The organism is Campylobacter hominis ATCC BAA-381 (genome assembly GCF_000017585.1).
GTDB classification, from domain to species: Bacteria; Campylobacterota; Campylobacteria; order Campylobacterales; family Campylobacteraceae; genus Campylobacter_B; species Campylobacter_B hominis.
In genome coordinates this window covers 165,042-186,487 of record NC_009714.1, presented here as the reverse complement: position 1 = coordinate 186,487, position 21,446 = coordinate 165,042, and the positions used below count along the sequence as shown (strand labels likewise).

Here is a 21,446-nt window from a genome sequence, read left to right as displayed (position 1 = left end):
AATAATCTTAAAGGCATAAAATTTTGTAATATATTTTTGATGTGTATTTTTTACGGTTTTTTATTAAAAATTGTATATTTTATTCAAAATCTAAATTTATACTTATAAGAATTTAAGAAAAATTAAATTCTATTTTCTGTATAATCAAAAGTTATACTGAAATTTTAAAATCAAGAAAGGAGAAAAATGTCAAAAGACGACGTAATCGAGATTGATGGAAATGTCATTGAAGCATTGCCAAATGCTACTTTTAAAGTAGAACTTGACAACAAACATGTAATTTTGTGTCATATTGCAGGAAAAATGAGAATGCACTATATCAAAATTATGCCAGGAGACAGAGTAAAAGTCGAACTTACACCCTATAGCCTTGATAAAGGTCGAATCACATATAGGTATAAGTAAAAATAAAGCAAAATTTTTATATAATTAACGTTTTGCAACTAAGCTGTGTGAAGAAGTGTTTTCAAAATTACCACTATTTTGAAAACAGTTGGTTTGATACTTTCAAATGAAATTTCGTTAAACCTGAGTGCAGTTTGCATAAAAAAGTGGAAAAATTTTTTAGGAGACTGAAATGAAAGTTCGTCCTTCTGTGAAGAAGATGTGTGACAAATGTAAAATTGTCAAGCGTAAAGGTGTTGTTCACGTAATTTGTGAAAATCCAAAACATAAACAAAGACAAGGATAAAATATGGCTCGTATATCAGGTGTAGATTTACCAAAGAAAAAAAGAATTGAATACGGCCTAACTTATATCTATGGTATAGGTCTTTTTACTTCAAGAAAAATTCTTGATGCAACAGGCATTTCTTATGACAAAAGAGTCGCTGATTTAAGCGAAGATGAAGTCGCTGCAATCCGTAAAGAAATCCAAGAACATTATATGGTTGAAGGTGATTTAAGAAAAGAAGTTTCTATGAATATCAAATCACTTATGGATTTAGGTTGTTACCGTGGTTTAAGACATATAAAAGGTCTTCCTGTGCGCGGTCAAAAAACAAAAACAAACGCAAGAACCAGAAAAGGTAAACGTAAAACTGTAGGTGCAGTATCAGCTGCTGCCAATAAGGAATAGAAAATGGCGGAAAAGAAAATATTAAAGAAAAAAGTAGTTAAAAAAAGTATAGCAAAAGGTATTGTTTATATATCTGCTACATTTAATAACACAATGGTTACAGTTACCGACGAAATGGGCAATGCAATTGCTTGGAGCAGTGCAGGAGCGCTTAATTTTAAAGGAAGTAAAAAATCAACTCCATATGCTGCGCAACAAGCTGTTGAAGACGCATTAAATAAAGCAAAAGAGCATGGAATAAAAGAAGTCGGTATCAAAGTTCAAGGTCCGGGAAGCGGTAGAGAAACTGCTGTAAAAAGCATTGGTGCGATTGAAGGAATAAAAGTTACATTTTTTAAAGATATTACACCATTAGCACACAATGGTTGCCGTCCACCAAAAAGACGCCGAGTGTAAGTTAGAAAGTAGGAGAATATTATGTCAAGATATACAGGTCCAGTTGAAAAATTAGAAAGAAGACTTGGCGTTGATCTTTTTATGAAAGGCGAAAGAAGACTTGCTGGCAAATCAGCACTCTTGAAACGTCCTTATGCACCGGGACAACACGGACAAAGACGCGCAAAAGTAAGTGAATACGGCTCACAATTAAGAGAAAAACAAAAAGCGAAATTTATGTACGGTTTAAGTGAAAAACAATTTAGAAGATTGTTTAAAGAAGCTGCCAGAAGAGAAGGAAACACAGGAGAAATTCTGGTTCAACTTTTGGAACAAAGACTTGATAATTTAGTTTATCGTATGGGCTTTGCTACAACTCGCAGATTTGCTCGCCAACTTGTTACTCACGGACACATTTTGGTAGACGGCAAAAGAGTGGATATACCGTCATATAGCGTAAAAGTAGGTCAAAAAATCGAAATAGCGGAAAAAAGTAAAAATAATCCGCAAATTTTGCGCGCTGTAGAACTTACAGCTCAAACAGGAATTGTTGCGTGGGTAGATGTGGAGAAAGATAAAAAATTCGGAATTTTCACACGCAAACCTGAAAGAGATGAAATTGTTATTCCTATTGAGGAAAGATTTATAGTAGAGCTTTACTCTAAATAATAGGGGGCGATAATGAGAAAAATCACAACATCAGCTTATATGCCAACTGAAATTGAAGTTGAAAATGTCAGCGAAAATGTTGCTAAAATTATAGCTTATCCATTTGAAACGGGATATGCGGTTACTCTTGCACACCCTTTAAGAAGACTTCTTTATACAAGTACAGTCGGTTATGCGCCGACTGCCGTTAAAATTGACGGTGTTAGTCATGAATTTGACAGTATGAGAGGTATGCTTGAAGATGTCGCAATTTTTATTATAAATCTAAAAGGAATAAGATTTAAGATAAAAGGTGATTCAAAAAGAGAAGTTATCGAATACAATTTTACCGGTCCAAAAGAAATTACAGGCAAAGATTTAAATAACGATATTGTAGAAATAGTAAATCCTGATGCTTATTTGGCAACAATAAACGAAGATGCGGATTTGAAATTTAGCGTTGTAATAGAAAAAGGAATCGGATATGTGCCGAGTGAATCTATTAGAGATTATGTAAGTAGCGATTATATTGCGCTTGATGCATTCTTTACACCTGTAATTCGCGCTATTTATGATATAGAAAATGTATTCGTAGAAGATAATCCCGATTATGAAAAAATCATTTTTACAATCACAACCGACGGTCAAGTAAGTGCGGTTGACGCATTCAAAAATGCACTTGAAGCAATGTATCAACAAATGTCAGTTTTCAAAGGCATTGTAGATATCGATACCGGCAAAAGTTTCACAAAACAAATTCCAAGCGGTGAACATTCAAAACTTTTTGAAAGCATTGAAAATTTAAATTTGAGCGCAAGAAGCTTTAATTGTTTGGAAAAAGCGGATATCAAATTTGTCGGTGAAATTGTTATTATGGACGAAAGCGAATTAAAAGGTATTAAAAATTTAGGTAAAAAATCTCTCGAAGAAATTAAATCCGTTATGGAAGAAATCGGTTATCCGATAGGAAATGAAGAGATTAAAGACAAAAAAGAAGTGCTTAGCAAAAAAATAGCTGAGCTTAAAAAGAAAGCTAAGGATGATAAATGAGACACAAGAACGGATATAGAAAATTAGGTAGAACTTCATCTCATCGTGCAGCTTTGCTAAAAAATTTAACAATCGCAATTGTTAAAAACGGCAAAATTGAAACAACACTTGAAAAAGCAAAAGAGCTTAGAAGTTATGTAGAAAAACTAATTACACGCGCAAGAAAAGGCGATTTCAATGCGCATAAATTTGTTTTTGCAGCTTTGCAAGACAAAGAAGCTACAAATATGCTTGTTAATGAAGTAGCTCCAAAATTCGCTACTAAAAACGGCGGATATACTCGTATAATAAAAACTCGCACACGTCGTGGTGATGCCGCTGAAATGGCATATATTGAGTTGATTAACGAATAAATTTTAGTCAGGATTTTTCCTGACTATCTTGTATAATTTCAAAATTTCTATCTAGTATCATTAAATCTTAAATTTTATTACATTGTTATAAATTCAATACAAAACGGGACTTATTTATAAATTTAAATCTTTAAAAAAGCTTTAAATTATTGTTTTAAATATAAAACCGGCATATCTTAAAAAATTTTGAAGTAAACTTAAAAATAAATTTTAAACTGTTTTTTATATTAATATGAAATTTTTTGGCAAAAAAATTTAACCATCGATATAATATTAATAAATCATCATAAGTTATTTTACGAAATTTATCCGTTTAAATTATAAGTTTAATAAAAAATATTATAAATTCTTATAAATAAAAAAACTTGTAAGCTATATTAAAAACCAAATTTTTATTAATTTATCAATTGATTTTTTTAAATAAACAACAATGTCAATTATTAATCATTTTGTTTCCAATGCTTTTTGAACTTGATTGACATACGGCTCTATATTAAAATTTTTAGCTTTCAGGCTTACTTTCTCTATGTAATTATTCACATTTTGCGGTGTTAATAATCCTTTTTTATTGCTTATCATTTTCAGCATAAGAGAATTTATTTTTTCGCTATAATGTGTTAAATCCTTATAATTTGCGATATCATCAGTAAAATTCAAATCATTGAAGCCGTAAATTTTAAGATTTGAATATTTTTTACTTTCATTTACCAAAAATTTTACAAGTTTCATTTCAAAATCAAACTCTTTGTTTTTTGTTTGAAATTTTATAGCTTTATAAAGTGTAGAATATGGCGGTAAGATAAGAATAAAATCCGTTTGCGGGTAATTTTTGACAAATTTTAAAATTTTATCGTCCAGATATTTTGTCTGTTTTTCAAAATCACCGCTGAAATTTTGAAATTTGCCGCTTGATATTGTTTTATTTGCGTCTATTATTACATTAAATGCATCTTTTATTTGATTATCGTCCTTAAATTTTATCCAGTTATCAAAGCCACCGAAACGCGAACTGTGCCATTTACTATTAAACCATTTATTCGGTCTGTCAAAATCAACTTCTTTAAGCGGACAATTTTTGTCACCAAAAAAACATCCTGAAAATTTAGTTTCAAAATAAACTTTTATATCGTTAAACGGATTTTTATCATATAAAAAATCATAATTTATATGTTCGTAAGATGGATTTGAATCTTTTTCATACGGATTTATTAAAGCGGAATCATCAAGTGAATACAAAATCATATCCAGGTTTTTATTTCTCAGTGCATAATCAAGAACAAATTTTCTCTTATAAAAATTGCCTCCGCTAAGAGAGAGATTGAAAAATTTTAACTCTTTTTTTTGAGTGAGATATTTTGCCGCCTCTTTAGCTGAAGTATTTTCAAGCATTGAAGTGCCTAAAATCAGCCCGTTAAAATCATAATTATTTATAATTCCGGCAGCTTGAACGCGCATATTTGTGTAAAGTTTTTTACTGAATTCCTGGTTTATATGATAAATTTTAAGAGGATCTATATAAATCATCACAGCTGCAGTAAAAATAAAGATTCCAATCGCAACAGTAAAAGCGCCGCCAAAAACAAAAGTAAAAGATTTGGTGGTATTTTTTAAAATTTTAATTAAAAATTTCATACTTTCTACTTTTTCATTAATTTTTTTGCAGTTTCTGCGATATTTTTATCGGTAAATCCGAAATGTTTAAAAAGATCGCTCGCTTTGCCGCTTGCACCAAATGTTTTCATACCGAAAATTTCATCTGCGAATTTATACCATTCAAGACCGCTTGCAGCCTCAACGGCTAAAATTTTACCTTTTAAAATTTTATTTATATAATCTTCATTCTGCTCACATAAAAGCTCGAAACAAGGCGTAGATACAACATTTGCATTTATATTTTCGCTTTTTAAAATTTCAGCCGCTTTCAAGCAAAGCTCCACTTCGCTTCCGCTTGCAATCAGTGTAATTTTTGCATCTTTTGTTTCTTTTACCAGATAAGCTCCATTTTTTACGCTTCCGAAAACGGCTTTCGGCAGACTTTCAAGTCCTTGTCTTGAACACACAAAAGCTGCAGGTTTCGAGTTGTTTAACGCTATTTTCCAGCACTCTACGTTTTCATTTCCATCAGCCGGTCTAAATGTATAAAAATCAGGCATTGAGCGAAATGTGCCAAGTTGTTCTATAGGTTCATGTGTAGGACCGTCTTCGCCGACTCCGATACTATCGTGAGTAAAAACAAAATAATGACGTAATCCCATAAGTGCGGCAAGTCTTACACCTGATTTCATATAATCGCTGAAAATAAAAAATGTAGCGGAAAACGGTATGAAAAGACCGTATCTTGCGAATGCGTTGCCGATTGCAGCCATCGCGTGTTCTCGAATACCATAGTGAATATTCTTTCCGTACGGAAAATCGCCTGAATTTTTAAGAGCGGTTTTGTTTGATGCGGCAAGATCTGCACTTCCACCTAGAAATCCCGGAATTGCTTCACTTATTGCATTTAAAATTTTACCGTTACTCTCTCTGGTTGCGATTTTTTGACCGCTAAAATCAGGAAAAACAATTTTTGAAAAATCAGGATTTTGCAGTTCATTTAAAATTTTACGTTTATCATCGCTTAATTTTTCCACTTTTTCATTCCAAAGTTTTTCTGCCAAATCGCCTTTTTCTATTGCGGATCGTGTCTCAAAAAGTACGTCTTCATCAACAAAAAAACTTTTTTGCGGATCAAAATCGACCGCTTTTTTAGCTCTTGCAATTAAGTCTTCTCCAAGTGGCGAACCATGAGTTTTTGCACTTCCTTCAAGCTCTAAAGCGCCTTTTCCGATTGCTGTATTTACGATAATTAAATATGGCTTTGTCTTGTTGGCTACTTCATTTAATGCAAATTCGATTTGATCAAAATTGTGTCCGTCGATTCTTGCTACTTCAAAACCTTGTGCTTCAAAGCGCACTTTTACATCTTCATCCCACGTAATGTTTGTATTGCCGTCAATTGTGATATTGTTTGAATCATAAATTATTACCAAATTATCCAAATTCTGATTTCCGGCAATTGAGCAGGCTTCATAGCTTATACCTTCCTCCAAATCGCCATCGCCACAAATACAATAAACTTTATGATCTATAATTTTATTTTTATCTTCATTCAGTAAATTTGCGGCAAATTTTGCTGCCATTGCAAAACCGACTGCATTTGCTATGCCTTGACCAAGCGGTCCTGTTGCTATTTCAATTCCAGGAGTTGTGATTTCAGGATGTCCCGGAGTTTTACTGTAAATTTGACGAAAACTTTTAAGATCATCTAAGCTCAAATCATAACCTGTAAGATATAAATAGCTGTAAATCAAAGCGCTTGCGTGGCCACCTGAAAATACCAATCTGTCACGATTCAACCATTTCGGATTCTTTGGATTATGGCGGATATGGCGCATAAGTACAGTTATAACATCGCTTAATCCCATAGGTGTTCCAGGATGTCCTGAATTTGCTTTTTGGATCATATCCGCACTTAAAAATTTTATTGTGTTTGAAATTTTTTCATTCATCTTTTATCCTTTCAGATATTTTTCTATTAAATTTTCTACCATTTTTTTTAGTTTCGGCTCGAAATTTTCATTTAAAATTTCGGCAATCAGCCTATTTTTATATAATTTTGAATTTTCTATACCGATAATATTTGTAAATGAATTTTTAAATTCATCGTGTCCTACAGGTTTTCCTGCGATTTTATCACTGCTTGTGGCATCTATCAAATCATCATTTATTTGAAAAGCAAGTCCTAGTTTCAGTCCGATTTCGTAAATTTTATCAGTTTTTTCTTTCGGTATTTCTGAAATTGTTGCACCAAGAGCTAAGCTTGCACCGATTAGAGCACCGGTTTTTAAACGATGTAAAAATTCAACTTGCGAAATTTCAAGCTGTTTTTTTTCAAAAAAACAATCAATCGCCTGACCCAAAACCATTCCAGCGCTTCCTGCGTTTTTACTTAAAATTTCAACGCATTTTATTTTAATATTATCGTTTAAATCAGCGCGTGAAATTCTATAAAAAGCCTCCGTATTTAGTGCATCTCCAACTAAAATTGCACTTACCTCATCATATTTTTTATGAATTGTAGCAATTCCTCTTCTAAAATCCGCATTATCGACGCTTGGCAAATCATCATGGATAAGTGAATATGTATGAATCATCTCGATTGCAAGCGCAATAGGCATTGCTTTTGAAAGTTTTTTCGGTGCCATAGTTTCCACAACACCTAAGCAAAGTTGCGCTCTGAAATGTTTTCCGCCGGCAAATAGCATATAATTTAACGCTTCTTCAAAATAAGGATGAAAACTTGGCGCTTTTATCGGATTTTCACGTAAATAGTTTTCAAAATTTTCAAGCGGGCTCATTTTTCGCAACCGAAACCGCCTAAATTTCCAATATCTCCAAGCATTTTTGCTGCTAAGTTTTTCTTTTCATTGTCAATTAGTTTAACCGCGTCATTTATAGCGGAAATCAGCAAAATTTGAAGGCTGTCTTTGTCGCTCATAAGGCTGTCGTCTATACTTACATCTAAAACTTCGCCTTTTCCGCTGATTTTTATTTCTACCATTCCGGCTCCGCTTTTTACGCTAAACTCGCGGTTTGCATTTTCGTTTTCCATTTGCTGCGCCTTTTTTTGTAAGTCGCCAAGCATTTCATTCATTTTAGATAAATCAAAACCTTCAAACATATTCTACTCCAAAGCTTCATTTTTACTATTTACATGCACGATTTTAGGTTTGAAATTCAGAGCTTCATCTGTGCTCATTTGCGCATAACTTACGATTATAACCAAATCACCGATGCAAACTTTCCTTGCAGCCGCACCGTTTAGGCAAATTTCACCTTTTTTTCCTTTTATTATATATGTGCTGAATCTCTCACCGTTATTTATATCCAAAATATCCACCTTTTGAAATTCCAGCATTCCAGCTTTTTTTATAAGTTCTTCATCTATTGTGATTGAACCCACATAGTTAAGATTTGCATCCGTAACTGTGGCTCTGTGAATTTTACTTTGAAGCATTGAAATTGTCATTTTTTATCCTTTGTTATATTTTTATCTTAATTAAATTATACTTTTTATTGCAAAAAGTATTATACAAGTAAAAATTTAAATTAAAATTTATAGTATTCTTAGTCATTAAATTTTGCAATAAAAAAATATCAAAATTATCAAAAATGCCGGTTATATTCGTGGCGTTTAAAAATGGTGCTTTTTGTGATAAAAAATCTAAATTTTTCATTTTTATCACTTAGCGCCATTTAAAATTTCAAGAACGCACTCTTTATCGTTAAAATGATGCTTTACACCTTTAATTTCCTGATAAGTTTCATCGCCTTTACCGAGAATCACAACCATTTCGCCGTTTTTAGCAAGACTTATCGCTTTTTTTATAGCTTCGGCGCGATTTTCTATTTTTATTATTTTGTTTTTTTCTCGCATACCGCTTTCAATTTCATCTATTATGACATTTGGATCTTCACTTCTTGGATTATCACTTGTAATAATTGCCGTTTTTGCGAAATGCTCTACTATCGCTCCCATTTTTGGACGCTTTGTCTTATCTCTATCTCCGCCGGCGCCAAAAACTGCAATAAGTTCGTGATCTTTTAGCGCATTTAATACTTTTTCAATTCCATCCGGCGTATGAGCAAAATCTACAACTACATAAGGATTGCGACTTACAATTTGGACACGACCTTCCACACCGCCAAAATTTGCAAGTGCTTCGGCAATTTTTTTATTATCATAATTTGTAAGAATTTTAACAGCCGCAAACGCAGCCATTAAATTATATAAATTAAACTCTCCTACAAGCGGACTTTCAATTTGAATTTCTCCATCCGGTGTTCTTAAAAGAGCGTCAATCGCTCCTTTTACGCTATAAGCTAAAACAGAATAAGTTGCAATCTGTTTTAATGCGTAAGTTCGTGCATTTGTTTCATTGTATGTGATACCGCCCGCGTCCTTATTTATCAATTTCGGCGTATCGTCTTTGAAAAATGAGCTTTTTACGCGTGCATATTCTTCCATAGTTTTGTGATAATCAAGGTGATCCTGTGTTAGATTTGTAAAAATTTTAAGTGCAAAATTCAGTCCTTGTATACGGTTTTGCGCAATTGCGTGAGAGCTTACTTCCATTATAAAAAACTCACAGTCTTCTTTGCTTGCCTCATACAAATAACCGATTGTTTTAAAAACAGAACTTGTTGTAAGACCTTTTTCATCAATTCTACAATCATTTATAAAAGCGCCTCTTGTGCCCGATAATCCGCATTTAAAGCCTAAATCCAAAAGAGTGGAATAAATTGCCGCGGCGGTTGTGGTTTTGCCGTTTGTGCCAGTGATTCCGACGATTTTGATATTTTTATTTATATTAAGCATTTTTTTAGCTTCATCTATACTTATGATTTTTGCACCATTTTTTAACGCACTGTCCGCAAATTTCATATTTGCGTCGATTTGCATAAAATATGCGCCATTTTGGCATTCGTTGGAATTATCGGTAATAAATGTATTTTGAAATTTTATTTTCATAATCGGTCTTTAATTTAAATTTTACTTATTTAAAAAGCATGTAAAATTATACATTAAAAATATAAAAAAATTGATTAAAAAGTCGGTATAAAATACAAAAAAGCAAAATAAAATTTATTATCCGAAATTTAAAAATTCAAATAAATTTTAAAACATTTTTTAGATAACTAAATTTTATTCTCTGCCGCTTAGAAGCGGAACAAACTCGCACTCTTCAACAATTTCTTCGCTTATTTCGCCATTTATATTTTTGCGAAATTTTGTGATAAATTGTTTGTCGTCTTTTATAATCGGAGCAAGCAAAATTCCACCGTTTTCAAGCTGAGAAAACAATCTATCGTTAACATTTTCGCTTGCCGCCCAAATTAAAATTCGTTCATACGGAGCAAAATTTCTCCAGCCGCAGTTTCCGTCGTCATATCGCACATTTACATTTGAAATTCCTAAATTTTCAAAATGTTTTTTCGCCTCTTTTACAAGTCTTTCTATTCTTTCTATTGTAAAAACTCTATTTACTATTTTGCTAAGCACGGCCGCTGCGTATCCGCTTCCACAACCGATTTCAAGTATATTTTCACATTTATCGCATTCCGTTTGCATTATCATTTTTGCTACAGTTAAAGGCGAACTTATCCACTGATTTCCCAAAATCGGCTGAGGATTTAAATCGTAAGCATGAGCTTCAATAGGCACAAACTCGCTGCGAGAAATTTCACTTAAAGCGCGAAAAAGCGGCAATGAAATTTCGATTTCGGTTGCGATGTTTTCCGCCATTTTCGTACATCTGCGTTTTTCATAATCGCTTGCACTAAAAATCATCGAAATTTAAACTTCCTTTGCTGTAATTCGTAACTTTGCTTTCAAAGAAATTTGATTTTTGGTCATTGAATTTCGCAAAATCGTCAACCCATTTTATCGGATGACGAGCATTGTATTTTTTGTTAAGTCCGATTGCGCTTAATCTATTATCGACTAGATAATGAATATATTCTTCGATAATTTCATCCGTTAAACCCATAATTTGATTTTGTGTGATGTATTTTCCCCATTTGATTTCAAGTTCGCCCGCTTTTTCAAACATTTCATAAATTTTAGCTATATTTTTATCGTTAAAAAGATCCGGGCGCTCTTTGCGAACGGAATTTATCATATTTTGAAAAAGAAGCAAATGTGTAATTTCATCTCTTTGAATAAAACGAATCATTTGAGCGCTTCCTAACATTTTACCGCTTCTTGCAAGCGCGTAAATAGAACAAAATCCGGAATAAAAATAAATTCCTTCCAAAATTTGATTTGCAACCATTGCCAAAAGCAGTTTATTTTCATCAACCTCACCCGCAAGTTCTTCGTAAATACTTGAAATATAATCGTTTTTTTCGCGAAGCACATCATCAAATTTTTCCATCTCATAAATTTGATCCGTGTTTTGACAAATGGCTTCTACCATTACAGCGTAACTTTTACTGTGATTTGCCTCTTCGTAAGCTTGACGAGCTAAAATCGCGTTGATTTCAGGAGCTGTTATATAAGGATTTATATTATCCGCCAAATTATTCGTTTGGAAACTGTCCATTGAAATAAGTTGGCTCCAAACAAGCTCATACATACGTTTTTCAGCAGGTGTTAAATTAAAATTATAATCCCTTACATCATCTGTAGTATCGACTTCACGCGGAAACCATGTATTGGCTTCCATAATATCCCAAAGCTTTAAAGCCCATACATATTTCGCTTTTGTAAAATTTAAAATTCCTTGCGGATTTCCTGAAAAAATTTTACGCTCTGTAAGCGTTTCGTTTGAAAACGGATTATATATTTTCTTTCTTTTCATTTTCTATTCCTTTATTTATATAAATTTCAATACAAAATCTGTCCAAAATTTTACCATAAACGGCGCCAAAATACATAAAATTGCAGAAAATGTAATAATAAATTTTATCGCATTCGATGAATTTTGTTTATACAATGTCGCTTCCGCATTTTCAAGCGGCTCTTTTAAAAACATACAAACGATAATTCGCAAATAATAATACACTGCAATTGCGCTGTTTATCGCCATAATCACAGCCATAAAAATAAAACCCGAGCTGATAGCCGAGCCCATAAGATACATTTTTCCCCAGAATACACTAAAAGGTGGAATTCCTGCAAGTGAAATCATAAAAAGCGCCATTAAGAATGAAGTATAAGGCAAAAATTTAACAAGTCCGTTAAATTTTTCAAATGGATGATCAAATCGTTCGTGCCAAATATTTTGCTTGTTGCGAGTAAACCAAAGCACGCTAAATGCGCCGAGATTTGCGAAAGAAAACATAAGCCAATATAGAAAAAGCCCTATATTCGCCGATTTGGTTCCGATTACAACGGCGCAAAGCACAAATCCCGCATGAGAAATCGAGCTGAATGCAAGCATTCTTTTTACATCATTTTGAATTAACGCCATAATATTTGCCAGTGTCATCGTAAGCACGGCAATAATGTAAAGAGATATTTGAATAAATGCGATATTTGAATCATAAAGCGATTCAAAAACTCTCATAGCAACGATAAAGCCGGCAATTTTAGGCACAATTGAAATATATCCTGCCATTACTTCACTTGAACCTTCATAAACATCCGGTATCCACGTGTGAAACGGAATCAAGGATAATTTAAAACCGATTGAGCAAATCAAAAATATGCAAGCCGTAGCAATTAAAATCGAATCTGTATTTTTTGCACTATATGAAATCGCACTTATATCAAGACTTGCACTACTTAAATAAAAAATCACAATTGCAAAACAAAAAAATCCGGTACTAAGCGCTCCCATTGTAAAATATTTTATAGCGGCTTCTATAGCGCGTGTGCGATTGTGAAGCGCTATTAAAGTATAAAGTGCAAGAGATGATGTTTCAAGTCCGACTAAAATCACAATCAAATTTTGACTTGAAACCATAAATTCATATCCTACTATCATAAATAAATAAAGCGCATAAAATTCCGCTAAACTGCAATCATGAAAGTTCTCTTTGCTAAGAGTAAGCGGCAGAAAAAGAATGGAAAACAGCAAAATAATAATCATGGAAATAAATGCAAATCCATCAATTAAAACAAGATCGAAAAATCCGCGAACAATGCCCGAATATCCGAATAAAAAGAAAATATTTATAGCAAGCCCTAAAATAGCAAGCATAGTCCAAAATGTTCGAGATATATTTTTGTTAATAAAATTTAAAACCAGAATAAATACGGCAAATAGACTCAAAACCATCATAGGTGCGATAGAAGATAAATTTAATATACCGAAATCAATTAAATTTTTCATTTTTCATCCTTTATGAAATTCAGCCTTTGAAGTCTTATTTGCATCTTTGTTAGGCTTTTTTGACTCATCTGATTTACGATTACACTTGATGAAACATCGATTTGGCTAAGAACAGGTTTTGGATAAACACCAAGAACGATAACCAAAATACAAATCGGCACAATCGCAAAATTTTCCATTACATTAAGATCTTTTAATTTGCGATTTTCTTCATGAATAACAGGTCCGAAAAATGTCTTTTTATAAAGATTCATACTATAAATCGCGCCCATTATAATACCGAAACCTCCCAAAAACGCATAAATCGGTTCGTATTTAAACATTCCTAGCAAACTTAAAAACTCTCCTACAAAACCGATTGTAAGCGGAAGTCCGATAGAGCCTAAAAGCACTACACAAAATGTAAATGCATAAAACGGCATAACTTTAGCAAGCCCGCCGAACTCCGACATAAGTTTCGTATGTTTTCTTTCATAAATAAAACCTACAAGCATAAAAAGCCCGCCGCTGACAATTCCATGGCTTAGCATTAAAAATACCGCACCGCTGATTCCTTCAATTGTAAAGCTGAAAATTCCAAGCATAATCACGCCCATATGTGCAATTGAACTGTAAGCGATAACCTGTTTAAGATCTTTTTGAGCAAACGCAATAAATGAAGTGTAAATAATCATAATAATAGCGATAACGCACATCATATCGGCAAAATACAAGCTTGCATCAGGAAAAATCGGAAGAGAAAATCTTACAAAACCGTAAGTTCCCATTTTAAGAAGCACGGCTGCCAAAAGCACGGAGCCGATTGTAGGAGCTTGTCCGTGTGCATAAGGAAGCCAGGTATGAAATGGAAAAAGCGGAGTTTTGATTGCAAATGCGATAGAAAAAGCCAGAAACAGCCAAATTTGATAGTTAAACGGAATTTCAAGGCGTTGCCAATCTAAAATATTAAAACTGAAAGAACCGTTTGTTTTATAGCAAAGATAAGCCATAAAAATTAGTCCGAAAAGCATGAACACGGAACCGAAAAATGTATAAATGAAAAATTTGACCGCAGCGTAAATTCTTTTGCCGCTTCCCCAAGCACCGATAATATAAAGCATAGGAATAAGAGAAAGCTCCCAAAATATATAAAATAGAATTCCGTCAAGTGCCGCAAAAACGCCGATCATCGTCATTTCCAAAGCTAAGATTGAAATGACAAGATGTTTTATGCGCTCTTTTATGGTAAGACTGATTAGAGCTATAAGTGTCATAAATGTGCTTAAAATAATTAAAAACAGCGAAATTCCGTCAATTCCTATAAAATAATTTATACCTACATTTTTTATAAACGGTATAAACTCGATAAATTTAAAATTACCTTCCAAAAATCCGAAATTAAACCACAAAATAATCGAAAGTATAAGCTCGACTATTGCCGCGCAAATGCCATAAATTTTAATATTTTTTTCTTCAATAAAAATTCCGAAAATTCCCGCTAGAAGTGGAAAAAATATAACCAAACTTAAAAAATGCTCCATTATTTTTCCTTAAATCACAAATGCCGAAATCAGCAAAATCACAAAACCTATAACCATCAAACGAAGCATAAGCGAAAGATTTCCGCTTTGCATTTTATTTGTAACGGTGGCTGTTTTCATGATATATCTTGCGATAAGATCTACTGTCGTGTCTATTATTTTATTATCGATTTTTTCGCAAAATTCGCTGATCTTAAAATATCCCGCAACAATTACCTTATCATAAAATTTTGGGATAAAATATTGATTTTTTAAAATTTTATATATTAAATTTTGCTCAATTTTAGGGCTAAAAATTTGTTTTGTATAAGCGAAAACAGCAAAAATAGTGCTTGATAGAATAGCAAAAAACGTAATAATGATTAAAATTTTTGCGGTACTTTTAGAAATTCCGAAATCATAACCAGGCAAAATTTCAAGAACGAACTCTGTAAATTTATTTTCAAAAAATCCTGAAATAACCGCTAAAATTCCAAGTGGAATAAGCGATATGATGACAAAATTTTTAGCTTCATGAGGAGTGTGTGTAAATTTTTGTTTTCCGAAAAATACAAGTATAATAAGTCTGAAACTATAAAATGCGGTGAAAACGGCCCCTGTTAAAAGTGTAACCCAAATAATTAAATCGCCTTCGTTAAATGCAACTTCTAAAATTTTATCTTTACTGAAAAATCCTGAAAACGGATAATACCCGCAAAGTGCTATGGAACCTATAATCATTAAAATTGCAGTCGGTTTCATAAATTTATAAAGCCCACCCATTTTTTTGATATTCAAATCATCATTCATCGCATGCATTACGTTTCCTGCACACAAAAACAGCAAAGATTTAAAAAATGCGTGTGTCATCAAATGAAAAAGCGCAATCCAATAAGCCCCGAAACCTGCTGCTACAAACATATATCCAAGTTGCGAAAGCGTAGAATAAGCTATGATTTTTTTAAGATCATCGTGCACTAAAGCCATGCTTGCAGCAAAAACCGCCACAAATACACCAAGACAAACTATAAAATAGCTCACAGCAGGAACAGCTGCAAAAATCACATTTGCGCGAATTACCAAATAAACGCCGGCTGTAACCATTGTAGCGGCATGAATTAGCGCAGAAACCGGAGTTGGTCCGGCCATTGCATCGGCTAACCATGTATGAAATGGAAATTGAGCCGATTTTCCCATCGCACCAATAAAAAGCAAAATAGCAATAACACTAAGTATAAATGGATTAATACCTGCCGCCGCATCAAATACTTCCGCATATCGAAGAGATCCTACTTGTGTATAAATAAGAAAAATTCCAAGTAAAATTCCAAGATCAGCCACTCTATTCATTATAAAAGCTTCATTTGCACACCAGCTGTTATTATCTTTATCATACCAAAAACCGATAAGCAACCAACTGCAAAGTCCAACGCCTTCCCAGCCTATAAAAAGTCCCAAAAAGTTGTCGCTCATAACCAAAATGAGCATAGAAAATACAAAAAGTCCTAAAAAACTGAAAAATTTATTAAATTTCTCATCGTGTTCCATATAACCGATTGAATAAATATGTACGATAGCAGCCACAATCCCAACTGTTGTCATCATTACGGCACTTACACTGTCTATAAGGAATGTGAAATATGAGTCAAATGATCCGGCCCCTATAAAATCGCCCAAATACACATTTATAATATGTCCGCCGTATGTAAATTCCAAAAGTGCAAAACTGCAAACGGCGCTTAAAATTATAAGAATCGAACAAACAATGCCTATAAAATTCGATTTTTTACTGAATGCGAAAATACCTGCCAGTATAAAAGCGACTAAAGGCGCAAAAAGTGAGATTAAAACATAATTTAACATTACTCGTCCCTCATCGTAGATAAACTATCAATTTCTATTGAATGTCGCTTTTTATACCATAAAATCAAAAGCCCGAGCCCGACCGCCATTTCGCTTGCAGCAATTGCGATGATAAACATCGCAAAAATTTGTCCGCCGATATCGTTATAAAAGCTCGAAATTGCCACGAGCGCAACATTTGCCGCATTTAGTAAAATTTCAGTAGAAAAGAAAAGCATAATTAAATTTTGTCTTTTCATAACACCGACAAGTCCAATAACAAACATAAGAGCAGCCACGATTAAATAATGATTTAAACTTATCATTTACTCTCCTCTTCAAGAGTTAGCGACTTATCCATATTTTTGTGTACAAGCACAATTCCGCAAATCATAGCTACAAGCAACATAATCGCCACTAATTCAAAAACAATCAAATATTTTGTAAAAATCACCAAACCGATAGCTTCAATATTGTCAAGCTCTTTTATAATAGGATAGGCGCTGATTTTATCGCTCAAAATAGGCGCAACAAAAATCATAACAAGCAAAAATGCTGAAATTACCGCAAGAGAATATATTATTTTGTTTTCTTTTGCCTCTTTTACATCTTTATTTGCATTAAAAAACATCATTGAAAAACCGTAAAGAACAATAACGGCGCCCGTATAAACCATAATTTGCACTACGCCTAAAAATTCGGCTCCAAGCGTAAAAAAAAGTCCTGAAATAAATATCATACCACCTGCTAAAGCGCTCATCGCATAAAGCACATTTTTGCTGAAAACGCTTACGGCGAAAAGTCCTAAAGACAGCACACTGAAAAAATAAAAACTTATGATTTCAAACATTTTCATCAACCTTTTTTGTGTAAACCGTAGGCGTTAATTTTATTAAATCATCAACATTTTCAGGAAGTGAACCGAAACCTGTAAACTCTTTTTGGTTTTTTAATTCATCATATTTTGTGAGTAAATCTTTTTTAAAGCCGAAAAATGCTCTTTGCTCGCTTGCAAATTCATAATCCCCTCCATGAACAATCGCAAGCTCCGGACAAACATCGGCACAAAGTCCGCAATAAACGCAACGCCCGAAATTTATGGAATAATTTAACACTTTTTTGCGTCCGTCATCTCCAAGAGTCGTTTCCATTCTAATGCAGTTGCTAACGCAAATTTTTTCACATAATCCACAACCTATACAACGCTCATTTCCGCTTTCTAAAAGCCTTAAAAGTTTATGAATTCCGCGATATCTGTCTGATAGCTCAAATTTTTCCATAGGATATAAAATTGTATGAGAGTTGTTTTTTTTAAGCATTTCCCGCAAAACTACCCAAAGACCGATAAAAAGCTCACCGCGAAAAGTACGATGCAAAAATTGTTTAAATCTATCAAATGAACTTTTGACTTCAGCTCTTTCATCAAGTTTTATATATTTTACCATTTTAGCTCCTAAATAATCACAAACGCTGTAACAAATATACAAATAAGCGCGATTGGCATACAAATTTTCCAGCACAGTTCCATAAGTTGATCAGGTCTTAAATGCGGCCATGCCGCGCGTGTCCAAAGCATAAAGAAAAATATGAAGCTTGCTTTTAAAAATATCATAAGAGATCCGGGAATAAACCAAAACGAATTAAAACCACCCAAAAATATAAGCGAAATCACAATCGAATAAGTTATCATATTTGCATATTCGCCGATGAAAAACATACCCCAACGCATTCCTGAATACGCAGTTCCACAACCGGCCACAAGCTCTGTTTCATTTTCAGTCAAACAAAGCGGCGTTCTATTACACTCTATAAAAGCCGCGATTGTAAAAAGCACGAAACAGACCGGCTGTTTTATCAAAAACCAGCTTGTAATTCCGTTATTCTGTTCATGCACGATGTCAATTAAAGAAAGTGATCCGACCATCATAATAACAGGAATTAACGATAATCCATTTACAATTTCAAAACTTATAAGCTGTAAAACCGATCTTGCAGAACCTATCACTCCCCATTTGTTATAACTTGCAAGACCTCCAATCAGAGTGCCGTATACGCAAGTTCCGCTTACTGAAAGCAAAAACAGAATTCCAATATTTACATCACTTAAAATCGGTCTTACAACATGACCGAAAATTTCAAACTCAGGTAAAAAAGGTATCACAGACATCGCTACAAAAGCACAAGATGCTGAAATTATCGGTGCTATTAAAAAAATAAATCTGTTCGCGCCTGAAGGCATAGTGTCTTCTTTTGTAAAAAGCTTTATCATATCGGCTACAATCTGTAACACTCCGGCAGGTCCAACCATCCAAGGACCGACACGACGTTGCATATAAGCCAAAACTTTTCTTTCCGCATATGTTCCAAGCCCTGCAAGCGTAGCGATGACGGATAAAATTACAACCGCTTTTATAATGGTTTCAACAATAAAAAATGTAATATCACTCATTTTCGCCGCCTTTTACAATTTCAAAATCACAAAATCTTGAATCGGTAAAAATTTCATTTGCCGGAATTTTAGAATCAAAATACGGCAGTAAAATTCCGCCAAACTCATTATTTTCTTCTGTCGGAAGAGAAATTTCAATTCCATTTATTTTTAGCGTTAAAATTTCATCTTTTTTTATATTATGCATTTGCAAAAATTCGCTGCCGACTATAAATTTGGCTTTTTCATTAAATGCGATTGCGCTAAATTCACTAAATTCATTTATAGGATTTGCCGCATAAATAAAATCTTTTAAATTTTCATTTTCATTTTTTATTTCAAACTCGCTTAAATCAGCATCTTGTTTTAAAATTTCAAGTTCATATCCACGTTGATTTTCGCCGCTGTCTGAATAACAATTTTCCAAATCGTCAAATTTTATATTTTTAAAATTTTTACCCAAATCCTGCGTAAAATCAATCGTAAATTTTTTACCGAAGCCGAGAGATTTTGCAAAATCGTTCAGTTCAAAACCGCAAAACGGCAAGGCTGCATTTGTAGGCACAACGCGTTTATCATAATTTGTAAAAGTGCCTTCCTGTTGGCTTAAAGCCGGCGCCTGAAGATCTTTAAAAACTCCGAAACTGTAATCACCTTCTTCATTGTAACCGAAAGTTTTGCCCTCACTTTTTTCGCTGAGTTCGCATATTAAAGATACTCCAAGCGAATTCGTGCGAGGCGGAATTATTAAAATTTTAAAAGGCGTAAATTTTGCTATAAATCCGGTAAGTTTAGCCAAAATTTCAGCATTTTTTGAGCACACGAAATCTTCACCGATTATAAGCGTAAAATTTTGTCGCTCTGCTAAAATTTCGTCGATTTTTGTCTCATTTAAATCTAACAATTCGGAAAAATTTTGATCCAAATTTTTATTAAGCCACTCAGGCAAATTTTGACCGAATTTTTTTAGAATAAAAAGTAGAATTTCAATATCAAATTTCGCGTCATGCTTTATTTGAATAAAATTTTTACTGAAGTTTTGCACCACTTTATCGCTGACAGGATGAAAATAAAGTCCTGCACTTTTTTTTATTTTCAAAGCATTATTTACTTTATAACTTAAATTCGGCGCATCGCTTCTTAAAAATGAGCCTGCAACTATGATAAAATCACTGTTTGCCACATCGGTCGAATTTGCGCTGTAAAGATTTTCTCCACTTTTTTCGGTAAAATTTTTCATAAATTTTTGAAATTTAAACGCTTCGTCATTTACTAATTTTATACCGAAATTTTGTCTGAAAAGCTCTAAAATTCGTGCTTCTTCATTTGTTATAAAGCTATTAAATTTTATAGTTTTTATCTCTTTATTTTTTAAAGCAAAAACGATTTTATCAAAAAGTTTTTCATCTCTCACGGCATTTTTATTGCTAAAATCAAAACCGAATCTGGCAGCACCGTTTAACCAACCGAAATAAAAATCATTGCTGACGCGGTAAATTTTTGGCGCCCTATTTTCTATACTGCTTTGTTTTACATCGTAATAAATAAGCTCACAGTCGCTGCTATGCGGATTTGAAGCAGGAATTTTATTAAGTTCCCACGCATTTGATTTATACTTGAAATCGCTACTTGTCAAAGCTCCAACAGGACAAACAGCCACGCATTCGCCGCATTTTGAACATTCCAAAGTTTCGCCGCTGGCAGGAGCTATAAGATTTTTTTGAAATTTATTCCAAACAGCAAAAGCTTCTTTCGGCATGCTTTCCTTTAAGCTTTTATCCACATTATCGCCACCTCTAGGAACTGTTTTCAGCGCACTTTCACCGATTTTATCCTTGCAGGTTTTTATGCATCTTTCGCAAACTATGCAAAGACTTGGACTGTAACTTATGACTCCCCATTTTTTACAAGGTTTATGCGTATCTTTGATAGCGTATTTTTGCTCATTTACGCCCATGTAATGGACAAAATTTTGAAGTTCACACTCGCCGCTTTGATCGCAAACGCCACATTCAAGCGGATGGTTTATACAATAAGTTTGCATTATCGCTTTTCGCTCTTCATTCAATTCGGGCGTATCGGTTATCACCAGCATTCCATCTTTTGCTTTCGCATTGCAGGTATATACGCGTTTACCATCGATTTCGCCGACACAAAGACGACATGCAAGTGTGGGAGAAGCGCAGCTCACATAACAAAGCGCCGGAATAAAAATTCCGTTGGCTCTTGCTACATTTAGTATATATTCATTTTCTTCGCATTCGCAAACTTGTCCGTTTATCGTTATTTTTATCA

At 33.5% G+C, this 21,446-nt stretch carries 23 protein-coding genes; 7 read left to right on the top strand and 16 right to left on the bottom strand.

All coding sequences use genetic code 11. From position 1 onward, the window contains the following. The first annotated feature begins 186 nt into the window (after positions 1 to 186). From infA to rplQ, 7 genes are all read left to right on the top strand, one after another. Positions 187 to 405, top strand: coding sequence for a translation initiation factor IF-1 (infA, locus tag CHAB381_RS01035; protein ID WP_012108097.1), 219 nt, complete (start codon positions 187 to 189; stop codon positions 403 to 405). Between the two features lie 172 nt (positions 406 to 577). After that, on the top strand, positions 578 to 691 hold the full coding sequence (gene rpmJ, locus CHAB381_RS01030) for a 50S ribosomal protein L36 (protein ID WP_005869855.1): 114 nt from the start codon (positions 578 to 580) through the stop codon (positions 689 to 691). 3 nt (positions 692 to 694) lie between these two features. Next, positions 695 to 1,078 carry a 30S ribosomal protein S13 gene (gene rpsM, locus CHAB381_RS01025; RefSeq protein ID WP_012108096.1) on the top strand — a complete coding sequence of 128 codons (384 nt, stop codon included), beginning with the start codon at positions 695 to 697 and terminating at the stop codon, positions 1,076 to 1,078. A 3-nt stretch (positions 1,079 to 1,081) separates the two neighbouring features. Continuing rightward, complete coding sequence (gene rpsK / locus CHAB381_RS01020; protein WP_012108095.1) at positions 1,082 to 1,474, top strand: 30S ribosomal protein S11; 393 nt, start codon at positions 1,082 to 1,084, stop codon at positions 1,472 to 1,474. A 21-nt stretch (positions 1,475 to 1,495) separates the two neighbouring features. Further along, a complete protein-coding gene (gene rpsD, locus CHAB381_RS01015) occupies positions 1,496 to 2,122 on the top strand; it encodes a 30S ribosomal protein S4 (RefSeq protein WP_012108094.1) in 627 nt (208 codons plus the stop codon). Positions 2,123 to 2,134: 12 nt separating this feature from the next. Then, positions 2,135 to 3,151 (top strand): DNA-directed RNA polymerase subunit alpha, encoded by a 1,017-nt coding sequence (locus tag CHAB381_RS01010; protein WP_012108093.1) that lies wholly within the window; start codon positions 2,135 to 2,137, stop codon positions 3,149 to 3,151. Continuing rightward, positions 3,148 to 3,504 (top strand): 50S ribosomal protein L17, encoded by a 357-nt coding sequence (rplQ, locus tag CHAB381_RS01005; RefSeq protein WP_012108092.1) that lies wholly within the window; start codon positions 3,148 to 3,150, stop codon positions 3,502 to 3,504. Before CHAB381_RS01010 ends, rplQ begins: the two co-directional genes overlap by 4 nt. Positions 3,505 to 3,948: 444 nt before the next feature. On the opposite strand, the gene CHAB381_RS01000 is transcribed toward rplQ, so the two are convergent. The 16 genes from CHAB381_RS01000 to CHAB381_RS00920 all read right to left on the bottom strand — a co-directional run bounded on the left by CHAB381_RS01000 (position 3,949) and on the right by CHAB381_RS00920 (position 21,444). Next, entirely contained in the window at positions 3,949 to 5,136 is a 1,188-nt protein-coding gene (locus CHAB381_RS01000; protein WP_041570442.1) for a hypothetical protein, read from the bottom strand. Between the two features lie 5 nt (positions 5,137 to 5,141). Next, positions 5,142 to 7,052 carry a transketolase gene (gene tkt, locus CHAB381_RS00995; RefSeq protein WP_012108091.1) on the bottom strand — a complete coding sequence of 637 codons (1,911 nt, stop codon included), beginning with the start codon at positions 7,050 to 7,052 and terminating at the stop codon, positions 5,142 to 5,144. Positions 7,053 to 7,055: 3 nt separating this feature from the next. Beyond that, entirely contained in the window at positions 7,056 to 7,901 is an 846-nt protein-coding gene (locus CHAB381_RS00990) for a polyprenyl synthetase family protein (protein WP_041570560.1), read from the bottom strand. Then, on the bottom strand, positions 7,898 to 8,224 hold the full coding sequence (locus tag CHAB381_RS00985) for a YbaB/EbfC family nucleoid-associated protein (RefSeq protein WP_012108089.1): 327 nt from the start codon (positions 8,222 to 8,224) through the stop codon (positions 7,898 to 7,900). The genes CHAB381_RS00990 and CHAB381_RS00985 overlap by 4 nt, the downstream gene beginning before the upstream one ends. A gap of 3 nt (positions 8,225 to 8,227) precedes the next feature. Beyond that, complete coding sequence (gene panD / locus CHAB381_RS00980; RefSeq protein WP_012108088.1) at positions 8,228 to 8,572, bottom strand: aspartate 1-decarboxylase; 345 nt, start codon at positions 8,570 to 8,572, stop codon at positions 8,228 to 8,230. Between the two features lie 213 nt (positions 8,573 to 8,785). After that, complete coding sequence (locus CHAB381_RS00970) at positions 8,786 to 10,075, bottom strand: UDP-N-acetylmuramoyl-L-alanyl-D-glutamate--2,6-diaminopimelate ligase (protein WP_012108086.1); 1,290 nt, start codon at positions 10,073 to 10,075, stop codon at positions 8,786 to 8,788. Positions 10,076 to 10,249: 174 nt separating this feature from the next. Next, complete coding sequence (locus CHAB381_RS00965) at positions 10,250 to 10,894, bottom strand: protein-L-isoaspartate(D-aspartate) O-methyltransferase (protein ID WP_012108085.1); 645 nt, start codon at positions 10,892 to 10,894, stop codon at positions 10,250 to 10,252. After that, positions 10,884 to 11,906 (bottom strand): ribonucleotide-diphosphate reductase subunit beta, encoded by a 1,023-nt coding sequence (locus CHAB381_RS00960; RefSeq protein ID WP_012108084.1) that lies wholly within the window; start codon positions 11,904 to 11,906, stop codon positions 10,884 to 10,886. Before CHAB381_RS00960 ends, CHAB381_RS00965 begins: the two co-directional genes overlap by 11 nt. Before the next feature lie 15 nt (positions 11,907 to 11,921). Further along, positions 11,922 to 13,382 carry an NADH-quinone oxidoreductase subunit NuoN gene (nuoN, locus tag CHAB381_RS00955; RefSeq protein WP_012108083.1) on the bottom strand — a complete coding sequence of 487 codons (1,461 nt, stop codon included), beginning with the start codon at positions 13,380 to 13,382 and terminating at the stop codon, positions 11,922 to 11,924. Further along, a complete protein-coding gene (locus CHAB381_RS00950; RefSeq protein ID WP_012108082.1) occupies positions 13,379 to 14,902 on the bottom strand; it encodes an NADH-quinone oxidoreductase subunit M in 1,524 nt (507 codons plus the stop codon). Before CHAB381_RS00950 ends, nuoN begins: the two co-directional genes overlap by 4 nt. A gap of 9 nt (positions 14,903 to 14,911) precedes the next feature. Next, entirely contained in the window at positions 14,912 to 16,744 is a 1,833-nt protein-coding gene (gene nuoL, locus CHAB381_RS00945) for an NADH-quinone oxidoreductase subunit L (RefSeq protein ID WP_012108081.1), read from the bottom strand. Further along, positions 16,744 to 17,049, bottom strand: coding sequence for an NADH-quinone oxidoreductase subunit NuoK (nuoK, locus tag CHAB381_RS00940; RefSeq protein ID WP_012108080.1), 306 nt, complete (start codon positions 17,047 to 17,049; stop codon positions 16,744 to 16,746). Before nuoK ends, nuoL begins: the two co-directional genes overlap by 1 nt. Further along, a complete protein-coding gene (locus CHAB381_RS00935) occupies positions 17,046 to 17,573 on the bottom strand; it encodes an NADH-quinone oxidoreductase subunit J (RefSeq protein ID WP_012108079.1) in 528 nt (175 codons plus the stop codon). Before CHAB381_RS00935 ends, nuoK begins: the two co-directional genes overlap by 4 nt. Beyond that, a complete protein-coding gene (gene nuoI / locus CHAB381_RS00930) occupies positions 17,566 to 18,168 on the bottom strand; it encodes an NADH-quinone oxidoreductase subunit NuoI (protein WP_012108078.1) in 603 nt (200 codons plus the stop codon). The genes CHAB381_RS00935 and nuoI overlap by 8 nt, the downstream gene beginning before the upstream one ends. Before the next feature lie 8 nt (positions 18,169 to 18,176). Beyond that, a complete protein-coding gene (gene nuoH / locus CHAB381_RS00925; protein WP_012108077.1) occupies positions 18,177 to 19,172 on the bottom strand; it encodes an NADH-quinone oxidoreductase subunit NuoH in 996 nt (331 codons plus the stop codon). Beyond that, positions 19,165 to 21,444 (bottom strand): NADH-quinone oxidoreductase subunit G, encoded by a 2,280-nt coding sequence (locus tag CHAB381_RS00920; RefSeq protein WP_041570559.1) that lies wholly within the window; start codon positions 21,442 to 21,444, stop codon positions 19,165 to 19,167. The genes nuoH and CHAB381_RS00920 overlap by 8 nt, the downstream gene beginning before the upstream one ends. Between the last annotated feature and the right edge of the window lie 2 nt (positions 21,445 to 21,446).

What these genes read in the sequence shown, in the direction of transcription:
- infA (WP_012108097.1), top strand. Translation starts at nt 187, where the DNA reads ATGTCAAAAGACGACGTAATCGAGATTGATGGAAATGTCATTGAAGCA.
- rpmJ (WP_005869855.1), top strand. Translation starts at nt 578, where the DNA reads ATGAAAGTTCGTCCTTCTGTGAAGAAGATGTGTGACAAATGTAAAATT.
- rpsM (WP_012108096.1), top strand. Translation starts at nt 695, where the DNA reads ATGGCTCGTATATCAGGTGTAGATTTACCAAAGAAAAAAAGAATTGAA.
- rpsK (WP_012108095.1), top strand. Translation starts at nt 1,082, where the DNA reads ATGGCGGAAAAGAAAATATTAAAGAAAAAAGTAGTTAAAAAAAGTATA.
- rpsD (WP_012108094.1), top strand. Translation starts at nt 1,496, where the DNA reads ATGTCAAGATATACAGGTCCAGTTGAAAAATTAGAAAGAAGACTTGGC.
- CHAB381_RS01010 (WP_012108093.1), top strand. Translation starts at nt 2,135, where the DNA reads ATGAGAAAAATCACAACATCAGCTTATATGCCAACTGAAATTGAAGTT.
- rplQ (WP_012108092.1), top strand. Translation starts at nt 3,148, where the DNA reads ATGAGACACAAGAACGGATATAGAAAATTAGGTAGAACTTCATCTCAT.
- CHAB381_RS01000 (WP_041570442.1), bottom strand. Translation starts at nt 5,136, where the DNA reads ATGAAATTTTTAATTAAAATTTTAAAAAATACCACCAAATCTTTTACT.
- tkt (WP_012108091.1), bottom strand. Translation starts at nt 7,052, where the DNA reads ATGAATGAAAAAATTTCAAACACAATAAAATTTTTAAGTGCGGATATG.
- CHAB381_RS00990 (WP_041570560.1), bottom strand. Translation starts at nt 7,901, where the DNA reads ATGAGCCCGCTTGAAAATTTTGAAAACTATTTACGTGAAAATCCGATA.
- CHAB381_RS00985 (WP_012108089.1), bottom strand. Translation starts at nt 8,224, where the DNA reads ATGTTTGAAGGTTTTGATTTATCTAAAATGAATGAAATGCTTGGCGAC.
- panD (WP_012108088.1), bottom strand. Translation starts at nt 8,572, where the DNA reads ATGACAATTTCAATGCTTCAAAGTAAAATTCACAGAGCCACAGTTACG.
- CHAB381_RS00970 (WP_012108086.1), bottom strand. Translation starts at nt 10,075, where the DNA reads ATGAAAATAAAATTTCAAAATACATTTATTACCGATAATTCCAACGAA.
- CHAB381_RS00965 (WP_012108085.1), bottom strand. Translation starts at nt 10,894, where the DNA reads ATGATTTTTAGTGCAAGCGATTATGAAAAACGCAGATGTACGAAAATG.
- CHAB381_RS00960 (WP_012108084.1), bottom strand. Translation starts at nt 11,906, where the DNA reads ATGAAAAGAAAGAAAATATATAATCCGTTTTCAAACGAAACGCTTACA.
- nuoN (WP_012108083.1), bottom strand. Translation starts at nt 13,382, where the DNA reads ATGAAAAATTTAATTGATTTCGGTATATTAAATTTATCTTCTATCGCA.
- CHAB381_RS00950 (WP_012108082.1), bottom strand. Translation starts at nt 14,902, where the DNA reads ATGGAGCATTTTTTAAGTTTGGTTATATTTTTTCCACTTCTAGCGGGA.
- nuoL (WP_012108081.1), bottom strand. Translation starts at nt 16,744, where the DNA reads ATGTTAAATTATGTTTTAATCTCACTTTTTGCGCCTTTAGTCGCTTTT.
- nuoK (WP_012108080.1), bottom strand. Translation starts at nt 17,049, where the DNA reads ATGATAAGTTTAAATCATTATTTAATCGTGGCTGCTCTTATGTTTGTT.
- CHAB381_RS00935 (WP_012108079.1), bottom strand. Translation starts at nt 17,573, where the DNA reads ATGTTTGAAATCATAAGTTTTTATTTTTTCAGTGTGCTGTCTTTAGGA.
- nuoI (WP_012108078.1), bottom strand. Translation starts at nt 18,168, where the DNA reads ATGGTAAAATATATAAAACTTGATGAAAGAGCTGAAGTCAAAAGTTCA.
- nuoH (WP_012108077.1), bottom strand. Translation starts at nt 19,172, where the DNA reads ATGAGTGATATTACATTTTTTATTGTTGAAACCATTATAAAAGCGGTT.